We start from the raw sequence: 22,717 nt of genomic DNA, 5'->3' as shown, positions 1-22,717 counted from the left end.
GCCGCGTCGGCGGGGCCGCGCGGCGGGGGTCGGGCGCCCCCCGGCGGGGGGGCCCCGCCCCCCCCCCCCCCCGGGGGGCCCCCCCCGCGGGGGGGGGGCCCGGCGCCCCCGGGGCGTTTCCGTGCGGATCGGGCCGAGGGTCAGCGGCGGTGGTGGTTGACGACGTGGTGGTGACGGTGCGTCCGGTGCCCGTGCCAGCGGTGGTGATGACGCTTGCCGTGGTGGCTGTGGTGGCCGTGGTGGCCGTGGTGGCTGTGGTGGCCGCGTCCGTGGTCACCGTGTGTGGCGTGCGTGCCGTGGGCGCGGACGGACTCCGGCGTGACGGCGCCGGCGCCCGCCGCACCGCCCAGGACGACGGCCACGGCCACACCGACCGCGGCCACGAAACGGGAAACGCGCATGGATCGACTCCTGTCTCCGCGGGTGCCGTGGGCACCCGCACGGGTGGGACACGAGAAGCGTCGGGCCTCGCGATGCCGGTTAAGGTGCGGCACGCCCGTATTGGCACTCGATTTGCTGGAATATGACGTTCTGCGGAACCGGCGCCTGTAGGCGATCCGGGGATGCCCGCGCCGCCGCGGCATCGCGTGAGTGGACGGATTCGCAGGTCAGGAGCGGTGCGATGTTTCGGGCGAGGTGTCCGGGGCAGGTGCCCCACGTCCCGGCCCGCGGCCGGGGACGGCGCACCGACAGGTGATGGTGACGGTGGACGACACCGGCTTCGGCACCCTGCTGAGCGGGCTCCTGCAGCGCTCGCACGAGGTCGCCCCGGAGGACTGGGGCGCCGCTGTCGCACGTGCCGCCCACGAGGTGGGCCTGGACGACGTGACGGTCCTCCTCGCCGACGTCCAGCAGTCCCGGCTCGTCCCGCTGCCGGGCGGCCCGGCCTGCGGTGCGCGCCGCGCCGTGGCCGTCGACGGCACGCCCGCGGGCGCCGCCTACCGGACGGTCTCACTGCGCCTGAGCGAGCGGGACGACCGGATCACGATGTGGCTCCCGCTCGTGGACGGCGTGGAGCGGATCGGCGTCATGGAGGTCACCGCCCACCGGATCGACCCCGAACTGCTCGCCCGCTGCCGAGCGCTCGCCGACGTGACGGGCCTGGCGATCGTCTCCGGTGCGGGGGCGGGCGACGACATGCTGCGGCTCGTCCGCAGCCGCCCGATGAGCGCCGCCGCGGAGCTGGTGTGGGCCTTCCTGCCGCCGCGGACCCTCGGCACGACCGAGGTGACCTCCAGCGCCGTGCTGGAACCCGCGTACGAGATCGGCGGCGACGCCTTCGACCACAGCCTCCAGGGGGACCACCTGCACCTGACGGTGGTCGACGCGATGGGCCACGACCTCGCCTCGGGGCTCGTGGCGGCCGTGGCGCTGGCCGGCTGCCGGGCGGCCCGGCGCGCCGGCGCCGACCTCGGCGAGATCGTCAAGTCCGTGGACGAGACCCTGGCCGAGTGGATCCCGGACCGGTTCGCGACCGCGGTCTTCGCCGACCTCGACGTCCGCAGCGGCCAGTTCGCGTGGGCGAACTGCGGGCACCCCGTGCCCCGCCTGATCCGCGCCCGGCACGTGGTCAACGGCGCCCTGGAGCGCGATGCGGACCTGCCGCTCGGCCTCGGTCCGGAGTGCGGCGGACGCCCGCGCTCCGTCCACTCCACGCGGCTGGAACCCGGTGACCGGGTGCTGGTCCACACCGACGGCGTGACCGAGTCCCGCACCGAGGGCGGCGACGGGTTCGGCGAGCGGCGCCTCACCGAGTACGTCGTGCGCGCCACCGCGCTCGGCGACCCCGCCCCGGAGGTCCTGCGGCGGCTCGTCCACGCCATCCTGGCGCACCGGCACGGCCGTCTCGACGACGACGCCACCGTCCTGCTCGCCGAGTGGCACCCCACCCGCTGAACGCGGGTGCCCGGGACGGTTTCCACCGCACTGCCCGGGGCAGCCGCATTCCGACGGCCCCCGGACCGCCCGCTTGGCGGCGGACACGGTCGGTGCCGCGGTCATCGCGCAGCGCGACACCCGCGGGCGCCCGCCGGGTGTCCACGAGAAACATGCCCTGATCGGGAATGTTATGTCGTGTAAATCACGTTCGAACGGGTATGCGGTGTCGAGAAGACCTGAGGAGGCGCCCAGCCGTGGACACACGCAACGGCCACCCGACCAGCACCCGCATCCCCCGCGACCAGCAGATACGCACCTGCAGGCCTGCTGTCGTGAAGGAAGGCCGGGGCAATCCGCCGCAGCGGGAGCCCGACAGCGGCAAGGAATGGAACATCGTCAGGGGCGAGGACTGAGGGAACCGAGCCCCCTGTGACGGAACGGGACCACTGCCCGGCGCCGGTGGGAAGGCGGAAGCGGTCGTGCGGACCGTGGGCGCGCCCACCGGTGGGGTGGCGGTCCCGTTCGCGCGTCCTGCTCAGCCCCTCGCGTCAGGCGCCTGCGCCGACCACGAGATGAGCGGCGGCCGTACGGCAGCGCACAGCGGGCCGCCCCTGGCGTCGGTGAGGCCCAGCCGCCCGACGAGCATCCCGGAGCGTGCGGCCTCGCGGAGCGTCCCGGTCCCGACGCCGTCGAGCATGAGCTTGGCGCGGCGGAACATCGTGAAGCCGCCGTCACCGGCCACCGTGCCCCAGGCCAGGTAGACGAAGCGGGCGCCGGGGCCGCCCTGGACGTAGGGGCCCGTGACGTCGACGCCGTCAGGGGTCTCACGGACCCGGCAGTCGAGGTCCCACGTCGCCGCCGCGGCGTCCCCCGGCCGCGGGTCCAGGAGTTCCGAGGGACGGGCGCGGCGCTGCACGGCGACGTGGACGCCGGAGTGGTCGCCGAAGCCGCGGCCGGGCAGGTCGCGTGCCTCGATGCGCAGCCGCACGGTCAGCCTCCCGCCGTCACGAGCCGGAACGCCAGGCACACCACGGACGTCGCGTCCTCGACGGGGGTGCCCGCGCGTTCCCAGAAACGGCGGTGCCCGGCCCGCCAGTCGGTGAGGGAGGCGTCCCCCTCACCCTCGGCGGCGGCGTGCTCCCACGTCACGTCCGCGAAGGACGTCACCTCCACGCCGGTGATCTCGATGACGCCCACGCAGCGGCTCTCGCGGTCCAGCAGGGCCAGCCGCTCTCCGACGAACTCCAGCCCCTCGGACTCCTCGACGTACTCGGACAGCAGTCCGGTCGTCGCGGTCTTCCTGCCCGCCAGGACCAGGGAGTTCAGCTCGTCCCGCAGCGCGTCGGGCGTGCCGAGCTCCATGGAGCGCATTCCGTCGACCCGCGGCCACATCGGTGTACCGCCCCTCGTGCGTGGGAGTGCCGTCCGCGGGATCATCACACGACGGGTGTCACCTCCGCCAGGAACGGAGGGTCCGCTCCCGCCCGCCCGCAGGTCAGAGCCGCGACCCGCGCGGCGAGTTCCAGGGCGTCGGCCACCGCGGGCGGCACGGGACCGCCGTCCGCGGCCGCGGACAGCCGCCCGCGGGCCGCCGCCCCGCCGAGCAGCCCGGCGGAGAGGAGACCGGCGAGCAGACCCGCCATGAAGGCGTCACCGGCGCCGATCGTGTCGACGACCTCCACCCGGTGGGCGGGGACACGGTGCCGTCCCCCCGGTGCCCAGTGGGCCTCGGCACCTCCCGCGCCCCGGGTGAGGACGACCAGGCGGGGACCGCGGCGCGCCCAGTCGGCGGCGACATCGCCCGGATCCCGACCGGGGTGGAGCCACCCGAGGTCCTCCTCGCTGGCCTTCACCACGTCGGCGAGCGCCACCAGCCGTTCGACGCACGGCCGTTCGGTCTCGGGCGGACCGAGCAGCGCGGGCCTGAGGTTCGGGTCGTACGAGACGGTGTGCCCACGCCGCCGGACCGCCGCGACCAGGGCGAACAGCCGCCCCGCACCCGGCTCCAGCGCGGTGGCGATCGAACCGGTGTGGAGGTGCCCCGGCACGCCGAGCGGCCCGACCGGGGGCAGGTCCCAGGTGATGTCGAACCGGTACGCGGCGCTGCCGCTCCCGTCGAGTTCGGCCCTGGCCGTGGACGTCGGGGCGTCCACGACCGACCCCGGCAGCAGCGCGACGCTCCCCTCCACCAGCCGTTCGACCAGCGCGTCGCCGTGCGCGTCCCGGCCGATGCGCGTGGCCAGGGTGACCGGGTGCCCGAGCCGGGCCAGGCCGAGCGCGGTGTTGGCCGGGCTGCCGCCCGGGTGGGCCTGCCGCGTCCCGTCGGGTCCCACGACCACGTCGGTCAGCGCCTCGCCGGCGACCAGCGTGGCGGGCGCGGTCACGGCCGTACCAGGATCTTGCGGCCGACCCCCGCCGCAAAGCGCTCGATGGCGTGGGGGTAGTCGGTGAGCGGGAAGCGGTCGCTGATGAACACCCCGGGGTCCAGCACCCCGGCGGCGAAGAGCTCGGCGGCGCGCTCGAAGCTGTGCAGGACCGCCATGGAGCCCGTGATGGTGATCTCCTCGTTGTAGATCCGGTACGGCTCGATGACCGCGCGGGCGGCGTAGTCGGCGACCCCGAACTGCAGGAAGGTGCCGCCCCTGCCGATCCGTTGCAGCCCGTCCTGGATCGCGGCGGCGTTGCCGGTGGCGTCCACGACGACCTCCCAGCCGCGCGGGCGGGCGATCTCCTGCGCCGAGCCGGCCGTGCGGTCGCAGCCCAGCAGCCGCGCGGTGGCGAGCCGTTCGGGGTTGACGTCGACGACGTCCACGCTCGCCGCCCCCGTGCGCTTGGCGAGCTCCAGCATCATCAGGCCCATCGTTCCCGAGCCGTAGATCAGCACATGGGCGCCGAGCCGGCTGCGCAGCACGTCATAGCCGCGCACGGCGCACGACAGCGGCTCGATCAGCGCGGCGTCGGCGGTCGCCACGTGGTCGGGCAGGACCACGCAGTTGGCGACCGGTGCGACGGCGAACTCGGCGGCGCCGCCCGGCTCGGTGACCCCGATCGCGGCCCACCGCTCGCACAGGTTGCCGCGGCCCAGGCGGCAGTAGTGGCACTCGCCGCAGTGCAGCGAGGGGTCGACGGCGACCCGGGCGCCGACCGCCACCTCCGTGACGGCCGAACCGACCGCGACCACCTCGCCGGCGAACTCGTGCCCCGGCACGATCGGCAGCGTCGGCGCGAACTCGCCCTGCAGGATGTGCAGATCCGTTCCGCACAGGCCGCAGGCCGCGACCGCGACCACCACGTCCCGAGGACCGGGGGCGGGGTCCTCGACGGTGGCGAGCTCGATCTTCCCGGGCTCGGCGATGACGACTGCCTTCACTTGACGGCTCCCAGTGACAGGCCCTGGACCAGGCGGTCCTGGGCGGCGAATCCGGCGACGAGGACGGGCAGGGACACCACGACGGCCGCGGCGCAGACCTTGGCGAGGAAGAGCCCCTGACTGGTGACGAAGGAGGTGAGGAAGACCGGCGCGGTCACCGAACGGACACCGGTGAGCACCCGGGCGAAGAGCATCTCGTTCCAGCTGAAGATGAAGCAGATCAGCGAGGTGGCGGCGATGCCGGGGGCGGAGACGGGGATGACGATGCGGCGGAAGACGGCCGGCAGTCCCGCGCCGTCGATCGCGGCGGCCTCGAGGATCGCCACCGGGATCTCGGCGAGGAAGGACCGCATCATCCAGACCGCGATCGGCAGGTTCATCGAGGTGTAGAGCAGGACCATCAGCCAGACGTTGTCCAGCAGCCCGAGGTTCTGCGCCACGAGGTAGACCGGCAGCAGCCCGGCCACCGCGGGCAGCATCTTCGTCGACAGGAAGAAGAACAGCACGTCGGACCACTTGCGGACGGGACGGATCGACAGCGCGTACGCGGCGGGTATCGCCAGTGCCAGCACCAGGAGGGTGGAGACCAGGCTCGCCGTCAGGGAGTTGACCAGGGCGGGCCACGGGCTGGCGCCTGTGGCGGCGCCGAAGAACTCCCGGTAGCCGTCGAGGGTGAGCCCGGCGCCGAGGGAGGGCGGGTTGGTGGCGGCGTCCGTCTCGCTGTGCAGCGAGGTCAGCACCATCCACGCGATCGGCGCGACGAACAGCAGGGCGGCGGCCCAGGCGACCAGCCCCCACAGGGAGGCGGAACGACGCCTGCGCGCACCGGGCGCGGCCACGGCGCTCATGAGGACTCCTCCTTCAGCAGCGTCGACACCAGGCGCAGCGCGAGGGTGGCGACGACGATGGTCCCGGCGACCACGACCACGCCGGCCGCCGAGGCCCGGCCGTAGTCGTGCGCCTTGTAGAAGGACTCGTAGATCGTGTACGGCAGATTGGCGGTGCCCAGGCCGCCCGAGGTGAGGGTGAAGACCGCGTCGAAGTTCTGCACGACGTAGACCGAGCCCAGCAGCGCGGCCAGTTCGAGGTAGCGCCGCAGGTGGGGCAGGGTCAGGAAGCGGAAGACCTGCCAGGCGTTCGCGCCGTCCACCCGGGCCGCCTCCACGGCCTCCGTGGAGCGGCTCTGCAGTCCGGCGAGCAGGATCAGCATCATGAACGGGGTCCACTGCCACACCAGCGAGGCCCCGATCGCCCCGAGCGGCATCGAGGTGATCCAGTCCGGCTGCGGCGGGCGTTCGCTGCCGAACAGCTGCCACAGCCAGGTCAGGGCGCCGTTGAACAGCCCGTACTCGGGGTTGTAGAGGGCGTGCTTCCACAGCAGCGCCGAGGCGACCGGAACCAGGAGGAACGGCGCGATCAGCAGGGTCCGCACCAGCCCGCGGCCGCGGAACCGCCGGTCCAGCAGCAGCGCCAGGCCCAGGCCCAGCACGAGGCTGACCAGGACGACGCCGGCCGTGAGCCAGACGGTGGTCAGGACGGACGCCCGCAGGTCGGCGTCGCCGAACACGTCGGCGTAGTTGGTCAGTCCGGTGAAGCCGCGCCGGTCGGGGTAGAGGGCGTTCCAGTCCATGAAGGAGATCACCAGCGTGGCCACGAAGGGCAGCTGGGTGACGGCCACCATGAACACCAGCGCCGGCATCAGGGGCGCGCGCCGGGCCCACGCGGCGGCCCGGCCGGGGCCCGCGGTCCGGGCGGTCACCGCCCGGACCGGTGCCCGGCCACGCACCTCCTCCGTGACGGCGCTCGACGTACCGGTCATGGCCGAATCACCCGTTCCGGTACTGGGCGGCGACCTTCTCCGCGAGTTGCTGGGCCTTGTCCAGCGCCGCTTCCACCGAGGTGCGCCCGGCGATCGCGGAGGCGATCTCCTGCGAGACCTTGGTGCCGAGGTCGGGGAACTCGGGGATGTCGACGAACTGGATGCCGAGCGTCGGCCGCGGCTGGACGCCCGGGTCGCGCGGGTCGGCCCCGGAGATGGCCTCCTCGGTGGCCTTGGCGAAGGGGGCCGCCACCTTCAGGTAGTCCGCGTTCGCGTACGTGGAGGTGCGCTTGCCCGCCGGGACGCGGGCCCAGCCGAGCTTCTCGCCGACGAGTTCCTCGTACCCCTTGCCGGACGCCCAGACCACGAACTTCGCCGCGTCGTCCTGGTGCTTGCTCGCCTTCTGGATGCCCCACGCCCAGGTGTAGAGCCAGCCGGAGCTGTCGGTCCTCACCACGGGCGCCGGGGCGTAGCCGACCTTGCCGGCGACGGGGGAGCCGGCACTGTCGAGGATCCCGGCCGCCGAGGTGGCGTCGTACCACATGGCGGTCTTGCCCTGCTGGAAGGCGCCCAGGCACTCGGCGAAGCCGGCCTGCGGCGCGCCCGCCTCACCGTGCTCGCGGACCAGGTCGACGTAGAACTTCGTCGCCTCCTTGAAGGCGGGCGCGTTCACCTGGGCCTGCCAGTCCTTGCTGAACCAGGTGCCGCCGAAGGTGTTGACGACGGTGGTCAGCGGAGCCATCACCTCGCCCCAGCCGGGCAGCCCGCGCAGGCAGATGCCCTTCATGCCGGGCTCGGCGCCGTCGGCCTTCGCCGCGAGGCCGGCGACCTGCTGCCAGGTGGGGCGGTCGGGCATGGTGAGGCCCTTCGCCTCGAACACGTCCTTTCGGTACATCAGGAACGACGACTCGCCGTAGAACGGCTCCGCGTACAGCTTGCCGTCGGCGCCGGTCAGGCTCTCCCTCATCGACGGCAGGATGTCCGCCTGGTCGAAGTCCGGGTCCTTGGCGACGGTGTCGTCCAGCGGGGCCAGCCAGCCGTTCTTGCCGTAGATCGGCGCCTCGTAGTTGCTGATGGACGCGACGTCGTAGGTGCCGGCCTGGCTGGAGAACTCCTGGCTGATCTTGTCGCGGACGTCGTTCTCGGGCAGCACCGTGAAGTTGACCTTGATGCCGGTGCTCTTGGTGAAGTCCGACGCGGTCAGCTTCTGCAGGTCCAGCATCTGAGGGTTGTTGACCATGAGGACGTTCACGGAGGCGCCGTCGCCCTCGCCGTCCCCTCCGCCGCCACCCGCGCCGGCGCAGCCGGTGGCGAGCAGGGCCGTGCAGGCCCCGAGTGCGGTCAGCCGGACGGCGGCGCGGCGCCGTGGCGCCCTTGCGCGGTCGGTGTCGGTCCTGGGCATGGGGAGGCCTTCCTGTGAGGGGGATCCCGGCATCGGGCCCGCGGCCCGGGGCGCGTCGGGGTGTGCCGGGGCGACCTGCGGCGGCTCGCGCGCAGGGTGGAGGGGGAGGTGCGGTGGATCAGACGCGGATCACGTTGGGGCCGAGCAGCGAGTAGCGGTGGGCCTCGGGGGCCGGCAGGCCCGTGTCGGTGACGATCGTCTCGAAGTCGCCGATCTCCGCGAACCGGCAGAAGCTCGAGGCGCCGAACTTGGTGTGGATCCCGACCAGGACGCGACGCCGCGCGGAGCGCACCGCCTGCGCCTTGACGTCCGCGACGACGGGATCGGGGGTGGTCAGGCCGAAGTCGCGGGATATGCCGTTGGCCCCCATGATCGCCAGGTCGATGACGAAGGAGGACAGCATCTGGGTGGCCCAGGAGCCGACGGTGGCCAGGGTGCGGCCACGTACGCGGCCCCCGAGCAGCAGCACGGTGGTCTCGGGGGACTGGGCGACCGCCGCCGCGGTCGGCAGCGAGGCGGTCACCACGGTCAGCGGTCGGTCGGTGGGGAGCAGCGCCGCCAGCAACTGCTGGGTGTAGCCCTCGTCGATGAAGACGGTCTCCGCCTCGCCGAGCAGCTTCACCCCCGCCGCGGCGATCCGGCGCTTGCCCTCCACCTGGTGGGTCTCGCGGCGGGCCAGGTCCGTCTCGAAGCCGGCGCTCTCCACCGGGTACGCCCCGCCGTGGGTCCGGCGGACCAGTCCGCGCCGCTCCAGCTCGCTGAGGTCACGGCGGATCGTCTCCGGTGCCACCTTGAAGTCCGCGGCCAGTGCGGTGACCTCCACCCGTCCGGCCTGCCGCACCAGGGTCAGGATCCTGTGCTGCCGTTCGTCGCCGCGCATGGCCGCACCTCCCTGGTCCCGGTTCCGTCATGGCCGTTCGGGCATCGGCCGCCCGTTTCCGCCCGTCCGAGATTTATACCGCCGGGGGGAGCGGTGCGGTCAGCCCGTACAAGGGCGGAGTGCGCCCGTTTCTGCCCGCTTCCGGAAGTGAGGTGACGCAGGTGGGCGATGGTTCGACCGGATCACGCCAGTGAGTTTGCGGGTTTTTCTGCGTTTGGGTGATCATCGGGTGGCGACACGGCTGACGTCCGGCCGGCGGACGACGGGAGCGGCGCAGCGATGAGCAGGTGGCGGAAGACCCTCGACCGGGCCGGCATCACCGACCCCGCCCTGCGCGGGGCGTACACCGCCCAACGCCGCCTGGTGGCGCGCTTCGACCGGGCCTCGTACGCCGCCGTGCGGCTGCTGCTGCCGGCGCCGCTCGTCCCCGACGCCCTCGCGGCCACCGCCTTCATGCACCACAGCGACAACCTGCTGGACCGAGGTCCGGACGGCCGCGGAGCCTTCGCCGCGTGGGAGGCGCAGGTCCGCGCGGCCCTCGCGGGTGATCCGGGGGACCCGCTGACGCGTGCCCTCGCCCACACCGTCACCCGGCGGCCGGCGCTCCGCGGCATCGTCGCGGACTACCTCGTCGCCGCCCCCGCCGACGCCGAGTGGCGGGGCCTCGCCACCGAGGCCGACTTCCAGGCCTACGTCGACGCGTACGCGCTGCCCGCCTTCCTCCTCGTCGCGGGACTGCTCGCGCCGCCCACCGGCTTCGACGCCTACCGTGCCGCCTGCCGCACCTTCATCGAGGCCGCCCAGCGCCTGGACTTCCTGGAGGACATGGCCGAGGACCTCGCGGACGGGCGGCTGGGCGTCCCCGAGGACGCCCTGGCCCGCCACGGACTGAGCCGCGCGGCCCTGGCCCGGGACCCCGACCCGGCGTCGGTGGCCGCGCTCGTCCGTGACCAGGCCGGCCTGGTGCGGTCCGGCTTCGCCGGCGCCCGCCCGCTCGTGGACCTCGTCCCGGAGCCCAACCGCCCCATGGTCAGTGCCCTCATCGCACTCCAGGGGCACCGGTTGCGCAGCGTGGAGCGCGCCGGTGCGACGCTCGCCCGGCGACCTGCCCCGCGTCCGCTGGGTCCCGCCCTGCTCACCCTCGCCCGCGGGTACGCGAGCACCTTCCGGCACCGCGCGCGGCGGTAGCGGCGCCGCCGTACGTCACGGCCGGCCTCAGTCCGGCCTCCGTCCCCAAGGGCGGCAGCGGCTTCGACCTGGCGGTCGCGTGCGCCGTCCTCGCCGCGAACGCCCGCGGCGTCCCCCGCGACATTGCCGCGGGGCGCGTCGCCGGCGTCGCGGTGGCGCTGCTGGGCGGCAGCGCCGCGTCACGCCGTGGACGAGCCGGGCGGGCGGTGCCGGCCCGTGGCGAGGACCTCGGAGAGGCTCACGGCGGGACAGCCGAGCATCCCCGTCAGCACGCGCCGCTGGCGCTCGGTCAGCGGGGCGACGAAGACCGCCGCGTCGGCATCGGCCGCTTCGCAGACCGCGGCTGCCTCACGGACCTTCCCGTAGCTCAGCAGGGTCCGTGAGGAATAGGGCAGGGCCATCTTCGTGACCCCGCCGTCCGAGACACCGCGCCGCTGGACGATCCGCCCGACGACCCGGGCACCGCGCGCCGCCAGTTCCACGGCCGCCGCATCCATGAGCGCGGCGAAGTCCTTCTCCTTCGCGGAGAAGAGGCCGACGACCACGACACCGGCCCCCGCCAACTCCACGGGCGCGACCCGGCGCTCGCCGGACCCCGGCCTCCCAGGGCGGGCCGGACGCCGGTCGCGCCGTCGGGGCTGGTGCATGACCCACAGGGTAGACGCCGGCGCCCCGCCACCGGCGGCGATACGCGTGGTGCCGCCGACCGGTGCCGAAAGAACGGGCCTAGAAGACTCATGACCGCCACCGTTGCGCTCTGGTTCACCCTGCGCGTGACAGGGGCCCGCGCGACGGTGGGCGCCTCGCTGGTGATGGCGGTCGCCATCAGCGGCATGCACTACACGGCCATGACGGCCGTCACGGTACGGAGCGTGTCGGGGGTCGTGAGCGAGGGCGGCGTCACCGGGATCACCCTGGTCGCCCCGCTCATCATCGGCCTGGGCATCGAGGTGCTGCTGGTCCTCTTCGCCGTCCTGGTGAATCCCGTCGAGGTCGTGGGGAACGCGGGGGCGGCGCCGCGGGAGGAATTCACCTCCCGCCCGTACGAGAACCGCCCGGCTCCCGAGGCCGTGCAACACACGGCACCGGCGAGTTATCACGTCCCGGCTCCCGCCGCGCACTTCGAGGCATTCGGTGGCGACCAGGCGGACCCGTACGGCGATTCCCGCGAATACCGGGGCTGAATCCCGGGAATCGAAGGAGAGCGCAGGGGGCCGGGCCATCGGGGACGTCATTCCCGTCGGCCTCGCCCCCTTCCGCTTGTCCTTCCGTTTTCCCTTCCGGTTCCTTTTCCCCGCGCGCTTCCGCCGATCGCCTCGGCCACCTCGGCGAGCGCGGCGAAGGTGTGGCCGCTGACGAACTCGTCGCAGTGGGGGAGTGCCGCCGCCATGCCGCCCGCGAGCGGAAGGTAACCCGGCGCCGCCTTGCGGGGGTTGACCCATACGACGCGGTGCGCCAGCCGCCGCAGCCGGGCGGCCTCACGCCCGACCGCCCGCGGGTCCTCGCCCTCCCACCCGTCGGAGAAGATCACGACGATCGCGCCGCGTGCCATGCCGCGGCGGCCGAAGCGGTCGTTGAACTCCGCCAGCGCGTGCCCGATCCGGGTGCCGCCCGACCAGTCCGACGCGGCGGCCCCCGCCCGGCGCAGCGCCGCGTCCACCCCGCTCCGCCCCGAGCGGCGCAGCACCGGGGTGAGGCGGGTCAGACGCGTGGCGAAGACGAAGACCTCGGCGGCCACACCGACCGCCGCCGCGCGGGGGAAGAGCCTGAGGTAGGCGCGGGCGTACGGCTCCATCGAGCCCGAGACGTCGCAGAGCAGCACCAGCGGACGGCGCCGCAGCCGGGGGCGCGAGCGGGCCAGGCGCACGGGCTCCAGCCCCGTCGTGCGGATCGCGCGCAGCGTCCGGCGCGGGTCCACCCGGGGGCCGTGGGGGTCGGTGTCGCGGCGCCGGGTCCTGCGCAGCGGGGTGCGCAGCACGATCAGCTCCATCAGCCGGTCCAGGGCGGCCAGTTCCGCCGCGTCCAGGGCGGCGAAGTCCTTGTGGGCGACGACCTCCGCGGTGCTGCCCAGCGTCGGCACCGTCCCCGCAGGGCCGTCCGCCTCCTCCCCGGTGCGGGGGCCGGCCACCGTGCGTGCCGGCCCCGTCCCGGCGGGGGACGGGCCCGGTGCCGTGCGGGCACCGGGGGACGGGGCCACCCGCGCGGCGTCCTCGGCGGCGTCCGGGGGAGCGGCGGTACGGTCGCCGCGCTCCGCGGTGAGGCCCCCGAGCCCGCCGAACACACCCTCGAAGACCCGCTCGAAGGGCGCGACGAGTTCCCGGTCGGTCACGAAGGCCAGCCGCGCCGTCCAGTACAGGGCCTCCCGGTCCACCGGCGGCACCAGTCGCAACGACCGCAGGAAGCACACCGTCCGCTCGGGGGTGACCGGCAGGCCCGCGCGGCGCAGCGTCTCGCCGAGCCGGCCGCCGAACTCCGCCGTGTCGAACAGCGGCAGCGGCAGCGGCAGCGGCCGTGCCGGCCCGGACACCGGCTCAGGCGTCACGGCCGCTGCCCACGAGCCACTCCAGGCCCCGGTCCCGCACCAGTTCCTGGTCCTCCCGGTACTTCAGCAGCGTGCCCAGGGTCGCCCCCGCGGCCTCGGCGTCCAGGCGCCGTACGCCGAGCAGGGCGAGCGCCGCGAGCCAGTCGATGCTCTCGGCGATGCCCGGGGCCTTCTGGATCTCCAGGCCGCGCAGCCGCCGCACCGCCGCGGAGATCGCCTCCGCGAGTTCCGCCGAGGTCCCGGGCACCCGGCGGCGGACGATCCGCACCAGGCGCTCGGGGTCGGGGTAGTCGATCCAGTGGTAGAGGCAGCGCCGCTTGAGGGCGTCGTGCAGATCACGGGTGCGGTTCGAGGTGAGCACCACCACGGGCGGCACCACGGCACGGACGGTGCCGAACTCCGGGATCGTCACGGCCGACTCGGCGAGGACCTCCAGCAGGAAGGCCTCGAAGTCGTCGTCCGCCCGGTCGATCTCGTCGATCAGCAGCACCGCGGGCTCCGGGCCGGGATGGGTGAGCGCGGTCAGCACCGGGCGCCGCAGCAGGTACTCCTCCGTGAACAGGTCGGCCTCGGCGAGCCGTTCGCCGCGCGACTCGGCGAGCCGGATGCCCAGCAGCTGGCGCGCGTGGTTCCACTCGTACAGCGCTTCCGCCGCGTCGAGGCCGTCGTAGCACTGCAGCCGCACCAGCGGGCCGCCCAGCACACCGGCGAGCGCCTTCGCCGCCTCCGTCTTGCCGACCCCGGCCTCGCCTTCCAGCAGCAGCGGCTGCGGCAGCCGCAGCGCCAGGAACAGCGCGGTGACCAGCCCGGGGTCCGCGAGGTAGCCGCGCTCGTCGAGCGCCCGGCGCAGACCGGCGGGGTCGGGGACGCGCTCCTGCGTGAACGTGCTCACCGCGCCTCCGCGTAGCGGCCGGGGTCGGCCTCGAACGCCGTACGGCAGCCCGCGCAGCAGAACCAGCGGCGCTCGCCCCCAGCGTCGGAGTGCGGGGTGTCCGGTACGGCGGCCACCGTCATCCCGCAGACCGGGTCCGGCGCGGTGGGCGGTGCGGGGTCCCCCGCGGCGGGCGGCTCGCCCACCGGGGGTGCGACGTGCGCCTCGTCCCCGCCCCGTACCGAGGCGACCACCTCGGCGAGGATGGACAGCGCGATCTCGCCCGGCGTACGGGCGCCGATCCACAGGCCCGCGGGCGTACGGACCGCGTCCCGCTGCTCCCGCGTCAGGTCCAGCCCGGCGACCACCGCCGCCCCGCGCCGGGGACTGGCCACCAGCCCCACGTACGGCACGCCCGCGCGCACCGCCGCCGTCAGCGCGGCCTCCTCGTCACGCCCGTGCGAGGCCACCACGACCGCGTGGACCCCGGCCGGCGACTGCGCGGTGAACCCGCCCGCGGGCGGCCCCGCGACCTCGTAGCCGAGGGCGGGGCCGAAGCCGGTCAGGGCCCGGGCGATGGGCGTGTCGCCCAGCACCAGGACGCGCGGGACGGGGTGCCGCGGCTCGAGGAAGATCTCCAGCTCCCCGCCCGACAGGCACGGGTTGCGCAGGCTCAGTGCTCCGTCCTCCGCCTCGGGCTCCACTCCGGCGCCCTCGTCCGCCGCCTGCGGGGAGATCCGCAGCAGCAGCGCCTCGCCGCTGGCCAGCGTCCGCAGCGCCTGCGCGCGGACCGTGGCCTCCGCGCAGACGCCGCCGACGAACCCCTCGATCCGGCCGTCCTCCAGCACCACGGCGGTGTCGCCGGGGCGCGCGCTCGCCGGGCGGCGGGCGCGCACCACGGTCGCCCGGACGAACGGGACGTGGCGCGCGGTGAGTTCGGCGATCCGCGCGTCCAGCAGCGGGGCCTGGCTCATTGCGGCGCCTCGACCTGGCCGTGCCGCATCGCCTGCCACACCCGGCCGGGCGTGAGCGGCATGTCGGCGTGACGCACGCCGATCGCGTCGAGCACCGCGTTGACCACCGCGGGAGGCGAGCCGACGGTCGCGGACTCGCCGATGCCCTTGGCGCCGATCGGGTGGTGCGGGGACGGTGTGACGGTGTGCCCCAGCTCCCAGGCCGGCACCTCCAGCGCGGTCGGCAGCAGGTAGTCCATGAAGGAGCCGGACAGGCAGTTGCCGTCCTCGTCGAAGCCGATGAACTCCATCAGCGCCATGCCGACCCCGTCCGCGAGGCCGCCGTGCACCTGCCCCTCGATGATCATGGGGTTGATGCGCGTCCCGCAGTCGTCCACCGCGATGAAGCGCCGCACCTTCACCGCGCCCGTGCCCGGGTCGACGTCGACCACGCAGATGTACGCCCCGAACGGGTAGGTCAGGTTGGGCGGGTTGTAGACCGTGGTGGCCTCCAGATGGCCCTCCACGCCCTCCGGCAGCTCCAGGGCGCCGTGCGCGGCCAGCGCGATCTCCTGGATCGTCCTGGTCATCGCCGGGTCGCCCTTGACCGACCAGCGGCCCTTGGTCCACTCCAGGTCCTCGGGCGACACCTCCAGCATCGCCCCCGCGATGATCCGCGCCTTGTCCCGCACCTTGCGGGCCACCAGCGCGGCGGCCGCGCCGGACACGGGGGTGGAGCGGGAGCCGTAGGTGCCGAGCCCGAAGGGCGTCTGGTCGGTGTCGCCGTGCACCACGTCGATGTCCTCGGGCGGGATGCCCAGTTCCTCGGCGACGATCTGCGCGAACGTCGTCTCGTGGCCCTGCCCCTGCGTCTGCACGCTCAGCCGCACCACGGCCTTGCCCGTGGGGTGGACGCGCAGCTCGCAGCCGTCGGCCATGCCCAGGCCCAGGATGTCCATGTGCTTGCGCGGGCCCGCGCCCACCGTCTCGGTGAAGAACGACAGCCCGATGCCCATGAGTTCACCGCGCCCGCGCTTTTCCGCCTGCTCTCGGCGCAGCTCCTCGTAGCCGGCGAGGTCCATGGCCTTGCGCAGGCACGCCGGGTAGTCGCCCGAGTCGTACTCCCAGCCGGTCTTGTTCCGGTATGGGAACTGCTCGGGCCGCAGCAGGTTGAGCATCCGCAGTTCTGCGGGGTCGGCGCCGAGTTCGGCCGCGAGGCAGTCCACCATGCGCTCGATCAGGTACACCGCCTCGGTGACGCGGAAGGAGCAGGCGTAGGCGACGCCGCCCGGCGCCTTGTTGGTGTAGACGCCGGTGACCTCGCAGTGCGCCGCCTCGATGTCGTACGAGCCGGTGAAGATGTGGAAGAAGCCCGCCGGGTACTTCGTCGGCTGCGCCGTGGAGTTGAAGGCGCCGTGGTCGGCGAGGACCTTGACGCGCACACCGAGGATGCGGCCCTCGCGGGTCGCCGCGATCTGACCCGTCATGTGGTAGTCGCGGGCGAACGAGGTGCTCATCAGGTTCTCCGAGCGGTCCTCCACCCACTTGACCGGCTTGCCCGTGACGATCGAGCCGACGACCGCGCACACGTACCCGGGGTAGATGCCGACCTTGTTGCCGAAGCCGCCGCCGATGTCCGGGGAGATGACCCGGATCTTGTGCTCGGGCAGCCCCGCGACCATCGCGTACAGCGTGCGGTGCGCGTGCGGCGCCTGGGTGGTCGTCCAGAGCGTCAGCTTGCCGTCGACCGGGTCCATGGAGGCCACCGCGCCGCAGGTCTCCAGCGGCGCGGGGTGCACGCGCGGGTAGAGCATCGTCTGCTCGACGACGACGTCGGCACCGGCGAACACCTCGTCGGTGGCGGCCCGGTCGCCGGCCTCCCAGTCGAAGATGTGGTTGTCGGTACGGCCCTCCAGGTCGTCACGGATGACCGGAGCGGCCGGGTCGAGGGCGCGGCGGGCGTCGATGACGGGGTCGAGCGGCTCGTAGTCCACGTCGATCAGTTCGATCGCGTCGCGGGCCGCGTAGTGGTCCTCGGCCACGACGAAGGCGACCTCCTGGCCCTGGAAGCGGACCTTGTCGGTGGCGAGCACCGCCTGGGTGTCCATCGACAGCGTCGGCATCCACGCCAGCCCGAGCCCGGCCAGCGTCTCCCCGGTGATCACGGCCTTGACCTTGGGGTGCGCCTCGGCGGCGGAGGTGTCGATGGACACGATCCGGGCGTGTGCGAACGGGCTGCGCAGCACCGCGCCGTGCAGCATGCCCGGCAGCTTCACGTCGTCCACGTAACGGCCCTTGCCGCGGACGAAGCGCGGGTCCTCCTTGCGCTTCATCCGGCCGAAGCCGATCGGCCGCTCCTCGGCGGCGGGCGCGGCGGGTTCCTCGACGGTGGTCATGCCTGGCTCCCCGCTTCCGCACGGCTGCCGGCCTCGTGGGCGGCGGCCCACCGGATGGCCTTGACGATGTTGAGGTAGCCCGTGCACCGGCACAGCTGCCCCGAGATGGCCTCGCGGACCTCGTCCTCGGACGGGTCGGGGTTGCGGTCCAGCAGCGCCCGGCCGCTGAGCATCATCCCCGGGGTGCAGAAGCCGCACTGCAGCCCGTGCTCCTCGATGAAGCCCTGCTGCACCGGGTCGAGGCGGTCGCCGTCGGCCAGCCCCTCGACGGTGCGGATCTCATGACCCTCGGCCATGGCGGCCAGGACCGTGCAGCTCTTGACCGGCTCGCCGTCCATCAGCACCACGCAGGTGCCGCAGTTGCTGGTGTCGCAGCCCCAGTGCGTCCCGGTCAGCTCCAGGTCGTCGCGGAGGAACCGGACGAGCAGATGGCGGGCCTCCACCTCACGGGTGTGGTCCTCGCCGTTGACGTTCACCGTGATCCGCACGTCCGTCATCCCTCCTTCGCGGCCGCGGCCGGGGCGGTGGCCCGGGCGACGGCGCGCCGCAGGGCCCTCTTGGTCAGTTCTCCGGCCAGATGCCGCTTGTACTCGGCCGGTCCACGGCTGTCGGTGACGGGCGAGCAGCTCGCCGACGCCACGCGCCCGGCCTCCTCGACGAGCTCCGGCGACGGCTCACGGCCCTCCAGCAGCTCCTGTACCGCCTCCGCGTGCAGCCCGTCGGCGCCGACCGCCGCCAGACCCACCCCGACGTGCGTCATGCGACCGTCGTCGAGGGAGAGCGCCACCCCGGCCGCCGCCACCGCCCAGTCACCGGCCTTGCGCTCCAGCTTCTCGTAGGCGCTGCCGGAGTGGGCCAGGACCGGGAAGCGCACCTCGGTGAGCATCTCCCCGGCGCCGACCGCCGTCTCGTACGGTCCGCGGTGGAAGTCGGCCATGGCGACGGTGCGTTCGCCGTCCGAGCCGCGGATCACGGCGACCGCGTGCAGCGCCGCGCACACCGCCGACAGGTCCTCGGACGGGTCGGCCTGGCACAGCGAGCCGCCGATGGTGCCGCGGTTGCGGACCGGCGGGTCGGCGATCACCCGCTCGGCGTCGTGGATGATCGGGAAGTGCCGGCCGACCAGCGGCGACTCCAGCAGGGTGCGGTGCCGGGTGAGGGCGCCGACCCGCAGCTCGCCGGCGGTCTCGTCGATGTGGTCGAGTTCGGTGAGGTCGTTGATGTCGACGAGCACCTCCGGCCCGGCCAGACGCAGCTTCATCATGGGGAGCAGGCTGTGCCCTCCCGCGAGGACCCTGGCCTCCTCGCCGAAGCGCCCCAGCAGTTCCAGGGCCTCCTCCACGCTCTGCGCCCGTTGGTACTCGAACGAAGCGGGTACCTGCACGGCACCCTCCTTCCCTGCCCGGACGGTCGTCGGTGTGGGTCGATGCGGGGTGCATGTGGGGGGAACACTCGCGCCGCGGGCGGGGTCGGTCAACGGCAACTGAAGAGAATGGTTAATCCGGACTGAGACAGTTGACGCTCGAACAGATGTAATGTCCCCATGACGCTCACGCAGTTGAGGGCCTTCGTCGCCGTGGCCCGACTGGGATCGGTCAAGGCTGCCGCCGAGTCGCTGGGCGTCACCGAGCCCGCGGTGTCCGGGGCCGTCGCGGCGCTCCGCCGCGAGCTGGGCGACGTCCTCTTCATCCGCGCGGGCGGCGGCATCAGCCTCACCCCGGGCGGACAGCGCCTGGCCGCGGGAGCCGCCGAGATCGTCGGCCTGGCCGAGGAGACCCGCCACCGCGTACGGCAGGCCAGCGCCGGCACCGTGCAACTGCGCGTGGCGTCCACCGAGACCGGTGCCGAGCAGGTGCTGCCCGCCCTTCTCGCGTCCTTCGGACGGCGCCAGCCCGACCTGGACGCCGACACGCTGGCGGTCCCCGTCGGGGTCTTCGGCGAACTGCTCAGAGACCGCAGGGCCGACGTCACGATCGGGCCCGCGCCCGCCCCGCACCCGGCGATCGAGTCCGTGCCCTTCCTCCGCTTCCAGCTGGTCGTCGTCGCGGCGCCCGGTCACCCGTTGCGGCAGCACTCCCGTATCGCCCCCGGGCGGCTCGGTCGCGAGCCCTGGCTCTTCGGCCCCGCCGGCATGGACCCCGACACCCTCGCCGGTGCCTTCCTCGCCCGCATCGGCGTCGACCCCGCCAAGGCCACCGCCTTCCCGAGCGTGACCGCCTCGCTCAACGCCGTCGCCGCGGGCGACGGGGTGACGCTGGCCCTGCTGCACGTCGTGCGCGAGGAGTTGCGGCGCTCGCACCTCGTCGTCCTCGACGTCCTCGGCATGCCGATCAACGGGATGCTGTACGCGAGCACCCTCGCCTCCGACCGCCGCTCCGCGGTCGCCGCCGCCCTGTGCCGGTTCGTCACCACCCCCGCCGCCACGCAGGCCCTGCTCGCCCGCTCCAACGGCGTCCCGCTCACGGAGTTCCGGCCGCCCGTCCACGTCACGCTCTGGAGCTGACGACCCGGGCGTGCGGGTTCCCGGGCGGCCCCGCGACCGGCGTCTTAAGCGAACGCTGAACTGCGCGTTGACGGCCCGCGACGGCGGGCCCAAGGTGTGGGCACCGTCCGGGACCGCCGATGACGCCACGACCGGAAGAGAGGTCTGCCCTCGATGGACTTCACCAACGAGTTCCGAGTGAGCCTGCCGCCGGACCAGGCCTGGGCCCTGCTCACCGACGTCGAGCGGATCGCGCCGTGTATGCCGGGCGCCCAGCTCACCGGGCGGGACGGCGACACGTACAACGGCCTCGTGAAGGTGAAGGTCGGTCCGGTGACCGTCCAGTACAAGGGCACCGCCGCCTTCGAGGAGCAGGACGCCGCGAGCCGGACCGCTGTGCTGCGGGCGCGCGGTCGTGACGCCCGGGGCCAGGGCAACGCCGACGCGCGCATCACCGCGCGGCTGGTTCCCGAGGGCGAGGCGACGATGGTGACGGTGGAGACCCGGCTGACGGTCACCGGGAAGGTCGCGCAGTTCGGCAAGGGCATGATCGAAGAGGTCAGCAGGAAGCTGCTGGGCCAGTTCGTGGAGGCCCTGGAGCGGCAACTGGCGCAGGAGCGCGCTCCCGAGCCCGCCGCGGTCGGCGGGGGTGGCGGGAGCGGCGGGGACGCCACCGAGCCGTCGGCCGCGGCACCGGCGCCCTCGACGCCTCCGGCTGCGGAGAGCGCCGAGGCGGAACGGGAAGGAGGCGGGGAAGGGACTGCGGAGAGCCGCTCGCAAGGCGACGCCGAAGGCCCGGCACCCGCGCCCGGGCCGGCACCCGGCCCGGTGCGGCCCACGGCGGAACCCGAGCCGATCGACCTCATGGGCGTCGCCAAGGGCGCCGTGCTCAAGCGGGCGATCCCGGCCGCGGTCGCGGTCGTCGTGCTCGTCCTGCTCATCGTCTGGCTCGTCTGAGGCCCGCGGTGCGAGAGCTCGCGGACCCGCTCCGGGCCTGGTACGCGGCCGGACGCACGATCGGACTCGCCACCGTCGTCGCCGCCTACCGCAGCGCGCCCCGTCCCCCGGGCGCGGCGATGGCTGTGTCCGCCGAGGGCGACGTCGCCGGGAGCGTGTCCGGCGGATGCGTCGAGGCCGCCGTGTACGAGGTGGCGCGGGAGGTCGTCCGTACGATGACGCCGCAGCTGCACCAGTACGGGATCAGCGACGACGACGCCTTCGCCGTCGGCCTCACCTGCGGCGGCACCATCGACGTCTTCGTCGAGCCGGTCTCCCCGGCCACCTTCCCCGAACTGCCCGCCGTCCTCGACGACATGGCGGCGGGCCGGGCGGTCGCGGTGGCCACGGTCGTCGCCGGTCCGGGTGCCGGGACCCGCATGGTGGTGCGCCCCGGGGCACGCTCGGGCGGCCTCGGCTCCGCCGTCCTCGACGAGGCTGTGGCCGGGGACGCCCGCGCCATGCTGGCCCGCGGCACGAGCGCGCAGCGCCGCTACGGCGAACGGCGGGTCTTCGTCCGCTCCTACGCGCCGCCGCCCCGCCTGCTGGTCTTCGGCGCCACCGACTTCGCCGCCGCGCTCGCCCGTCAGGGCGCGCTCCTGGGCCACCGCGTCACCGTCTGCGACGCGCGCCCCGTGTTCACCACCGCGGCCCGCTTCCGCGACGCCCACGAGGTCGTCGTCGAATGGCCGCACCGTTACCTCGCCGCGGAGTCCGCCGCGGGCCGCGTCGACGCCCGGACGATGGTGGCCGTCCTCACCCACGACCCGAAGTTCGACGTGCCGCTGCTGGAGGTGGCCCTGCGCCTCCCCTTACTGGGTTTCGTCGGGGCGATGGGTTCCCGGCGCACCCACGAGGACCGCCTCGGACGACTCCGGCACGCGGGCCTGACCGACGCCGAACTCGCCCGCCTCAGCTCGCCGATCGGCCTCGACATAGGCGCCCTCACACCTCAGGAGACGGCGGTCTCCATCGCCGCCGAGATCATCGCCGGGAGGCGCGGCGGCTCCGGGTCCCCGCTCAGCGGCACGACGGGACCGATCCACGCCGCGGCGGTGCACGCGGGACACGGCGCCCGCTGACGGGCCATGATCTGGGGGGCGGCGGACGCCGGACGACGTCCGGCATCCGCCCTCATGGCCCATGAGGAAGAGCGGGCGCCCGGCCCCGGAGGGCTCAGGCCGTCCCGTCCGCGGCGAAGGAGACGTCCGCGGTACCGACGGTGCCGCCGCGGCGCCCGGGGGCGCTCTGGTGCTGCCAGTAGAGGTTGGTGTGCGCGATCACCAACTCCGGGGCCGGCGCCCCGTAGGCGCTGAGGTCCTCCGTGGTGTGCGCGTCGCCGACGAGCGTGACGTCGTAGCCCCGGACGAGCCCGCCGTGCAGGGTCGAGCGGACGCAGGCGTCGGTCTGGGCACCCGTGACGACGAGCCGGCCCACGCCGCGGTCGGCGAGCACCGCCTCCAGCTCGGTGTCCTCGAAGGAGTCCCCGTAGCGCTTGTGGATCAGCGGCTCCGGCTCCTCGCGCACGAGTTCCGGCACGTACTGCCAGCTCTCGCTGCCCTTCTGCAGGCCTTCGTCCGAGTGCTGCACCCAGATCACGGGAACGTCCTCCGCCCGCGCCTTGCCGAGCAGGGTGTTGATGTTGGCGATGACGTCGTCCCGGTTGTGGGAGCCGGCCACCACCCCGTTCTGCACGTCGATGACGAGCAGCGCGGTGTTCGGACGGTCGGAAAGGGTCGTCATGGGGACTTCCAGTCTCTCGTCGCGGGTGCCTGTGTCGTCCCCACCCTAGGCCGGGCCACCGACAATCGAGCCCGGCCGGCCCGGCCCCGGGTCGGCGGAGGACTAGGTTCTGTTTCTTGGATCATGTGCGGAGCCAGATCATCAGGGCTGCGACGGTGACGGTTCCGAGGTAGGTGTAGGCGCGTTTGTCGTAGCGG

General features: G+C 73.9%; 24 protein-coding genes. 7 read left to right on the top strand and 17 right to left on the bottom strand.

Features of this window, described 5'->3' with window-relative positions; all coding sequences use genetic code 11:
* Window positions 1-140: 140 nt before the first annotated feature.
* Entirely contained in the window at window positions 141-401 is a 261-nt protein-coding gene (locus ACFYYN_RS26535; protein WP_500547770.1) for a hypothetical protein, read from the bottom strand.
* 295 nt (window positions 402-696) lie between these two features.
* Between ACFYYN_RS26535 and ACFYYN_RS26530 the strand changes: the two genes are divergently transcribed.
* Together ACFYYN_RS26530 and ACFYYN_RS26525 are read left to right on the top strand one after the other, a co-directional pair.
* Entirely contained in the window at window positions 697-1,896 is a 1,200-nt protein-coding gene (locus ACFYYN_RS26530) for a PP2C family protein-serine/threonine phosphatase (protein ID WP_500547769.1), read from the top strand.
* Window positions 1,897-2,132: 236 nt separating this feature from the next.
* Window positions 2,133-2,291 (top strand): hypothetical protein, encoded by a 159-nt coding sequence (locus tag ACFYYN_RS26525; RefSeq protein ID WP_179279708.1) that lies wholly within the window; start codon window positions 2,133-2,135, stop codon window positions 2,289-2,291.
* A 122-nt stretch (window positions 2,292-2,413) separates the two neighbouring features.
* On the opposite strand, the gene ACFYYN_RS26520 is transcribed toward ACFYYN_RS26525, so the two are convergent.
* The 8 genes from ACFYYN_RS26520 to ACFYYN_RS26485 form a co-directional block, all read right to left on the bottom strand.
* A complete protein-coding gene (locus tag ACFYYN_RS26520) occupies window positions 2,414-2,866 on the bottom strand; it encodes a DUF5990 family protein (RefSeq protein WP_500547768.1) in 453 nt (150 codons plus the stop codon).
* Window positions 2,867-2,868: 2 nt separating this feature from the next.
* Window positions 2,869-3,240, bottom strand: a complete 372-nt coding sequence (locus tag ACFYYN_RS26515) for an ASCH domain-containing protein (RefSeq protein WP_500326417.1) — start codon at window positions 3,238-3,240, stop codon at window positions 2,869-2,871.
* 74 nt (window positions 3,241-3,314) lie between these two features.
* Window positions 3,315-4,262 carry a carbohydrate kinase family protein gene (locus ACFYYN_RS26510; RefSeq protein ID WP_500547767.1) on the bottom strand — a complete coding sequence of 316 codons (948 nt, stop codon included), beginning with the start codon at window positions 4,260-4,262 and terminating at the stop codon, window positions 3,315-3,317.
* The gene (locus ACFYYN_RS26505; RefSeq protein ID WP_500547766.1) at window positions 4,259-5,248 is read right to left on the bottom strand and encodes a zinc-dependent alcohol dehydrogenase family protein; all 990 of its coding nucleotides are present in this window, start codon (window positions 5,246-5,248) and stop codon (window positions 4,259-4,261) included. Before ACFYYN_RS26505 ends, ACFYYN_RS26510 begins: the two co-directional genes overlap by 4 nt.
* Window positions 5,245-6,096, bottom strand: coding sequence for a carbohydrate ABC transporter permease (locus ACFYYN_RS26500; protein ID WP_500358117.1), 852 nt, complete (start codon window positions 6,094-6,096; stop codon window positions 5,245-5,247). Before ACFYYN_RS26500 ends, ACFYYN_RS26505 begins: the two co-directional genes overlap by 4 nt.
* Window positions 6,093-7,067 (bottom strand): carbohydrate ABC transporter permease, encoded by a 975-nt coding sequence (locus ACFYYN_RS26495; RefSeq protein WP_500547765.1) that lies wholly within the window; start codon window positions 7,065-7,067, stop codon window positions 6,093-6,095. Before ACFYYN_RS26495 ends, ACFYYN_RS26500 begins: the two co-directional genes overlap by 4 nt.
* A gap of 7 nt (window positions 7,068-7,074) precedes the next feature.
* A complete protein-coding gene (locus ACFYYN_RS26490) occupies window positions 7,075-8,469 on the bottom strand; it encodes an ABC transporter substrate-binding protein (RefSeq protein WP_500547764.1) in 1,395 nt (464 codons plus the stop codon).
* A 118-nt stretch (window positions 8,470-8,587) separates the two neighbouring features.
* Window positions 8,588-9,349: a DeoR/GlpR family DNA-binding transcription regulator gene (locus ACFYYN_RS26485; protein ID WP_500547763.1), complete on the bottom strand. Its 762-nt coding sequence runs from the start codon at window positions 9,347-9,349 to the stop codon at window positions 8,588-8,590.
* A 279-nt stretch (window positions 9,350-9,628) separates the two neighbouring features.
* Between ACFYYN_RS26485 and ACFYYN_RS26480 the strand changes: the two genes are divergently transcribed.
* Window positions 9,629-10,537 carry a squalene/phytoene synthase family protein gene (locus tag ACFYYN_RS26480; RefSeq protein WP_500547762.1) on the top strand — a complete coding sequence of 303 codons (909 nt, stop codon included), beginning with the start codon at window positions 9,629-9,631 and terminating at the stop codon, window positions 10,535-10,537.
* A gap of 179 nt (window positions 10,538-10,716) precedes the next feature.
* On the opposite strand, the gene ACFYYN_RS26475 is transcribed toward ACFYYN_RS26480, so the two are convergent.
* Entirely contained in the window at window positions 10,717-11,184 is a 468-nt protein-coding gene (locus ACFYYN_RS26475; protein WP_500547761.1) for a hypothetical protein, read from the bottom strand.
* 90 nt (window positions 11,185-11,274) lie between these two features.
* Between ACFYYN_RS26475 and ACFYYN_RS26470 the strand changes: the two genes are divergently transcribed.
* The gene (locus ACFYYN_RS26470) at window positions 11,275-11,721 is read left to right on the top strand and encodes a hypothetical protein (protein ID WP_500547760.1); all 447 of its coding nucleotides are present in this window, start codon (window positions 11,275-11,277) and stop codon (window positions 11,719-11,721) included.
* A gap of 47 nt (window positions 11,722-11,768) precedes the next feature.
* On the opposite strand, the gene ACFYYN_RS26465 is transcribed toward ACFYYN_RS26470, so the two are convergent.
* The 6 genes from ACFYYN_RS26465 to ACFYYN_RS26440 are packed head-to-tail and all read right to left on the bottom strand — an operon-like array spanning window position 11,769 to window position 18,683.
* On the bottom strand, window positions 11,769-13,079 hold the full coding sequence (locus ACFYYN_RS26465) for a vWA domain-containing protein (RefSeq protein ID WP_500547759.1): 1,311 nt from the start codon (window positions 13,077-13,079) through the stop codon (window positions 11,769-11,771).
* Entirely contained in the window at window positions 13,069-13,971 is a 903-nt protein-coding gene (locus ACFYYN_RS26460) for an AAA family ATPase (protein ID WP_500326395.1), read from the bottom strand. The genes ACFYYN_RS26465 and ACFYYN_RS26460 overlap by 11 nt, the downstream gene beginning before the upstream one ends.
* Entirely contained in the window at window positions 13,968-14,924 is a 957-nt protein-coding gene (locus ACFYYN_RS26455) for an XdhC family protein (RefSeq protein ID WP_500547758.1), read from the bottom strand. The genes ACFYYN_RS26460 and ACFYYN_RS26455 overlap by 4 nt, the downstream gene beginning before the upstream one ends.
* Window positions 14,921-17,299, bottom strand: coding sequence for an aerobic carbon-monoxide dehydrogenase large subunit (locus ACFYYN_RS26450; RefSeq protein ID WP_500358130.1), 2,379 nt, complete (start codon window positions 17,297-17,299; stop codon window positions 14,921-14,923). Before ACFYYN_RS26450 ends, ACFYYN_RS26455 begins: the two co-directional genes overlap by 4 nt.
* Window positions 17,296-17,796: a (2Fe-2S)-binding protein gene (locus tag ACFYYN_RS26445; protein WP_499515655.1), complete on the bottom strand. Its 501-nt coding sequence runs from the start codon at window positions 17,794-17,796 to the stop codon at window positions 17,296-17,298. The genes ACFYYN_RS26450 and ACFYYN_RS26445 overlap by 4 nt, the downstream gene beginning before the upstream one ends.
* Window positions 17,793-18,683, bottom strand: a complete 891-nt coding sequence (locus ACFYYN_RS26440) for an FAD binding domain-containing protein (RefSeq protein WP_500547757.1) — start codon at window positions 18,681-18,683, stop codon at window positions 17,793-17,795. The genes ACFYYN_RS26445 and ACFYYN_RS26440 overlap by 4 nt, the downstream gene beginning before the upstream one ends.
* A gap of 159 nt (window positions 18,684-18,842) precedes the next feature.
* On the opposite strand from ACFYYN_RS26440, the gene ACFYYN_RS26435 reads away from it, so the two are divergent.
* The 3 genes from ACFYYN_RS26435 (at window position 18,843) to ACFYYN_RS26425 (ending at window position 21,859) form a co-directional block, all read left to right on the top strand.
* A complete protein-coding gene (locus ACFYYN_RS26435) occupies window positions 18,843-19,802 on the top strand; it encodes a LysR family transcriptional regulator (RefSeq protein ID WP_499515657.1) in 960 nt (319 codons plus the stop codon).
* Window positions 19,803-19,955: 153 nt separating this feature from the next.
* The gene (locus tag ACFYYN_RS26430) at window positions 19,956-20,738 is read left to right on the top strand and encodes an SRPBCC family protein (protein WP_500547756.1); all 783 of its coding nucleotides are present in this window, start codon (window positions 19,956-19,958) and stop codon (window positions 20,736-20,738) included.
* Window positions 20,739-20,746: 8 nt separating this feature from the next.
* Complete coding sequence (locus ACFYYN_RS26425) at window positions 20,747-21,859, top strand: XdhC family protein (RefSeq protein WP_500547755.1); 1,113 nt, start codon at window positions 20,747-20,749, stop codon at window positions 21,857-21,859.
* A gap of 94 nt (window positions 21,860-21,953) precedes the next feature.
* Here the strand turns inward: ACFYYN_RS26425 and ACFYYN_RS26420 are convergent, their stop codons facing one another.
* Window positions 21,954-22,520 (bottom strand): cysteine hydrolase family protein, encoded by a 567-nt coding sequence (locus ACFYYN_RS26420; protein WP_500547754.1) that lies wholly within the window; start codon window positions 22,518-22,520, stop codon window positions 21,954-21,956.
* Window positions 22,521-22,717: the final 197 nt, after the last annotated feature.

Source organism: Streptomyces sp. NPDC001902, from assembly GCF_042891295.1.
In the GTDB taxonomy this organism is placed as follows: domain Bacteria; phylum Actinomycetota; class Actinomycetes; order Streptomycetales; family Streptomycetaceae; genus Actinacidiphila.
This window is presented reverse-complemented; position numbering and strand designations above follow the sequence as displayed.

What these genes read in the sequence shown, in the direction of transcription:
- ACFYYN_RS26535 (WP_500547770.1), bottom strand. Translation starts at nt 401, where the DNA reads ATGCGCGTTTCCCGTTTCGTGGCCGCGGTCGGTGTGGCCGTGGCCGTC.
- ACFYYN_RS26530 (WP_500547769.1), top strand. Translation starts at nt 697, where the DNA reads ATGGTGACGGTGGACGACACCGGCTTCGGCACCCTGCTGAGCGGGCTC.
- ACFYYN_RS26515 (WP_500326417.1), bottom strand. Translation starts at nt 3,240, where the DNA reads ATGGAGCTCGGCACGCCCGACGCGCTGCGGGACGAGCTGAACTCCCTG.
- ACFYYN_RS26500 (WP_500358117.1), bottom strand. Translation starts at nt 6,096, where the DNA reads ATGAGCGCCGTGGCCGCGCCCGGTGCGCGCAGGCGTCGTTCCGCCTCC.
- ACFYYN_RS26495 (WP_500547765.1), bottom strand. Translation starts at nt 7,067, where the DNA reads ATGACCGGTACGTCGAGCGCCGTCACGGAGGAGGTGCGTGGCCGGGCA.
- ACFYYN_RS26490 (WP_500547764.1), bottom strand. Translation starts at nt 8,469, where the DNA reads ATGCCCAGGACCGACACCGACCGCGCAAGGGCGCCACGGCGCCGCGCC.
- ACFYYN_RS26485 (WP_500547763.1), bottom strand. Translation starts at nt 9,349, where the DNA reads ATGCGCGGCGACGAACGGCAGCACAGGATCCTGACCCTGGTGCGGCAG.
- ACFYYN_RS26480 (WP_500547762.1), top strand. Translation starts at nt 9,629, where the DNA reads ATGAGCAGGTGGCGGAAGACCCTCGACCGGGCCGGCATCACCGACCCC.
- ACFYYN_RS26475 (WP_500547761.1), bottom strand. Translation starts at nt 11,184, where the DNA reads ATGCACCAGCCCCGACGGCGCGACCGGCGTCCGGCCCGCCCTGGGAGG.
- ACFYYN_RS26470 (WP_500547760.1), top strand. Translation starts at nt 11,275, where the DNA reads ATGACCGCCACCGTTGCGCTCTGGTTCACCCTGCGCGTGACAGGGGCC.
- ACFYYN_RS26455 (WP_500547758.1), bottom strand. Translation starts at nt 14,924, where the DNA reads ATGAGCCAGGCCCCGCTGCTGGACGCGCGGATCGCCGAACTCACCGCG.
- ACFYYN_RS26450 (WP_500358130.1), bottom strand. Translation starts at nt 17,299, where the DNA reads ATGACCACCGTCGAGGAACCCGCCGCGCCCGCCGCCGAGGAGCGGCCG.
- ACFYYN_RS26445 (WP_499515655.1), bottom strand. Translation starts at nt 17,796, where the DNA reads ATGACGGACGTGCGGATCACGGTGAACGTCAACGGCGAGGACCACACC.
- ACFYYN_RS26435 (WP_499515657.1), top strand. Translation starts at nt 18,843, where the DNA reads ATGACGCTCACGCAGTTGAGGGCCTTCGTCGCCGTGGCCCGACTGGGA.
- ACFYYN_RS26430 (WP_500547756.1), top strand. Translation starts at nt 19,956, where the DNA reads ATGGACTTCACCAACGAGTTCCGAGTGAGCCTGCCGCCGGACCAGGCC.
- ACFYYN_RS26420 (WP_500547754.1), bottom strand. Translation starts at nt 22,520, where the DNA reads ATGACGACCCTTTCCGACCGTCCGAACACCGCGCTGCTCGTCATCGAC.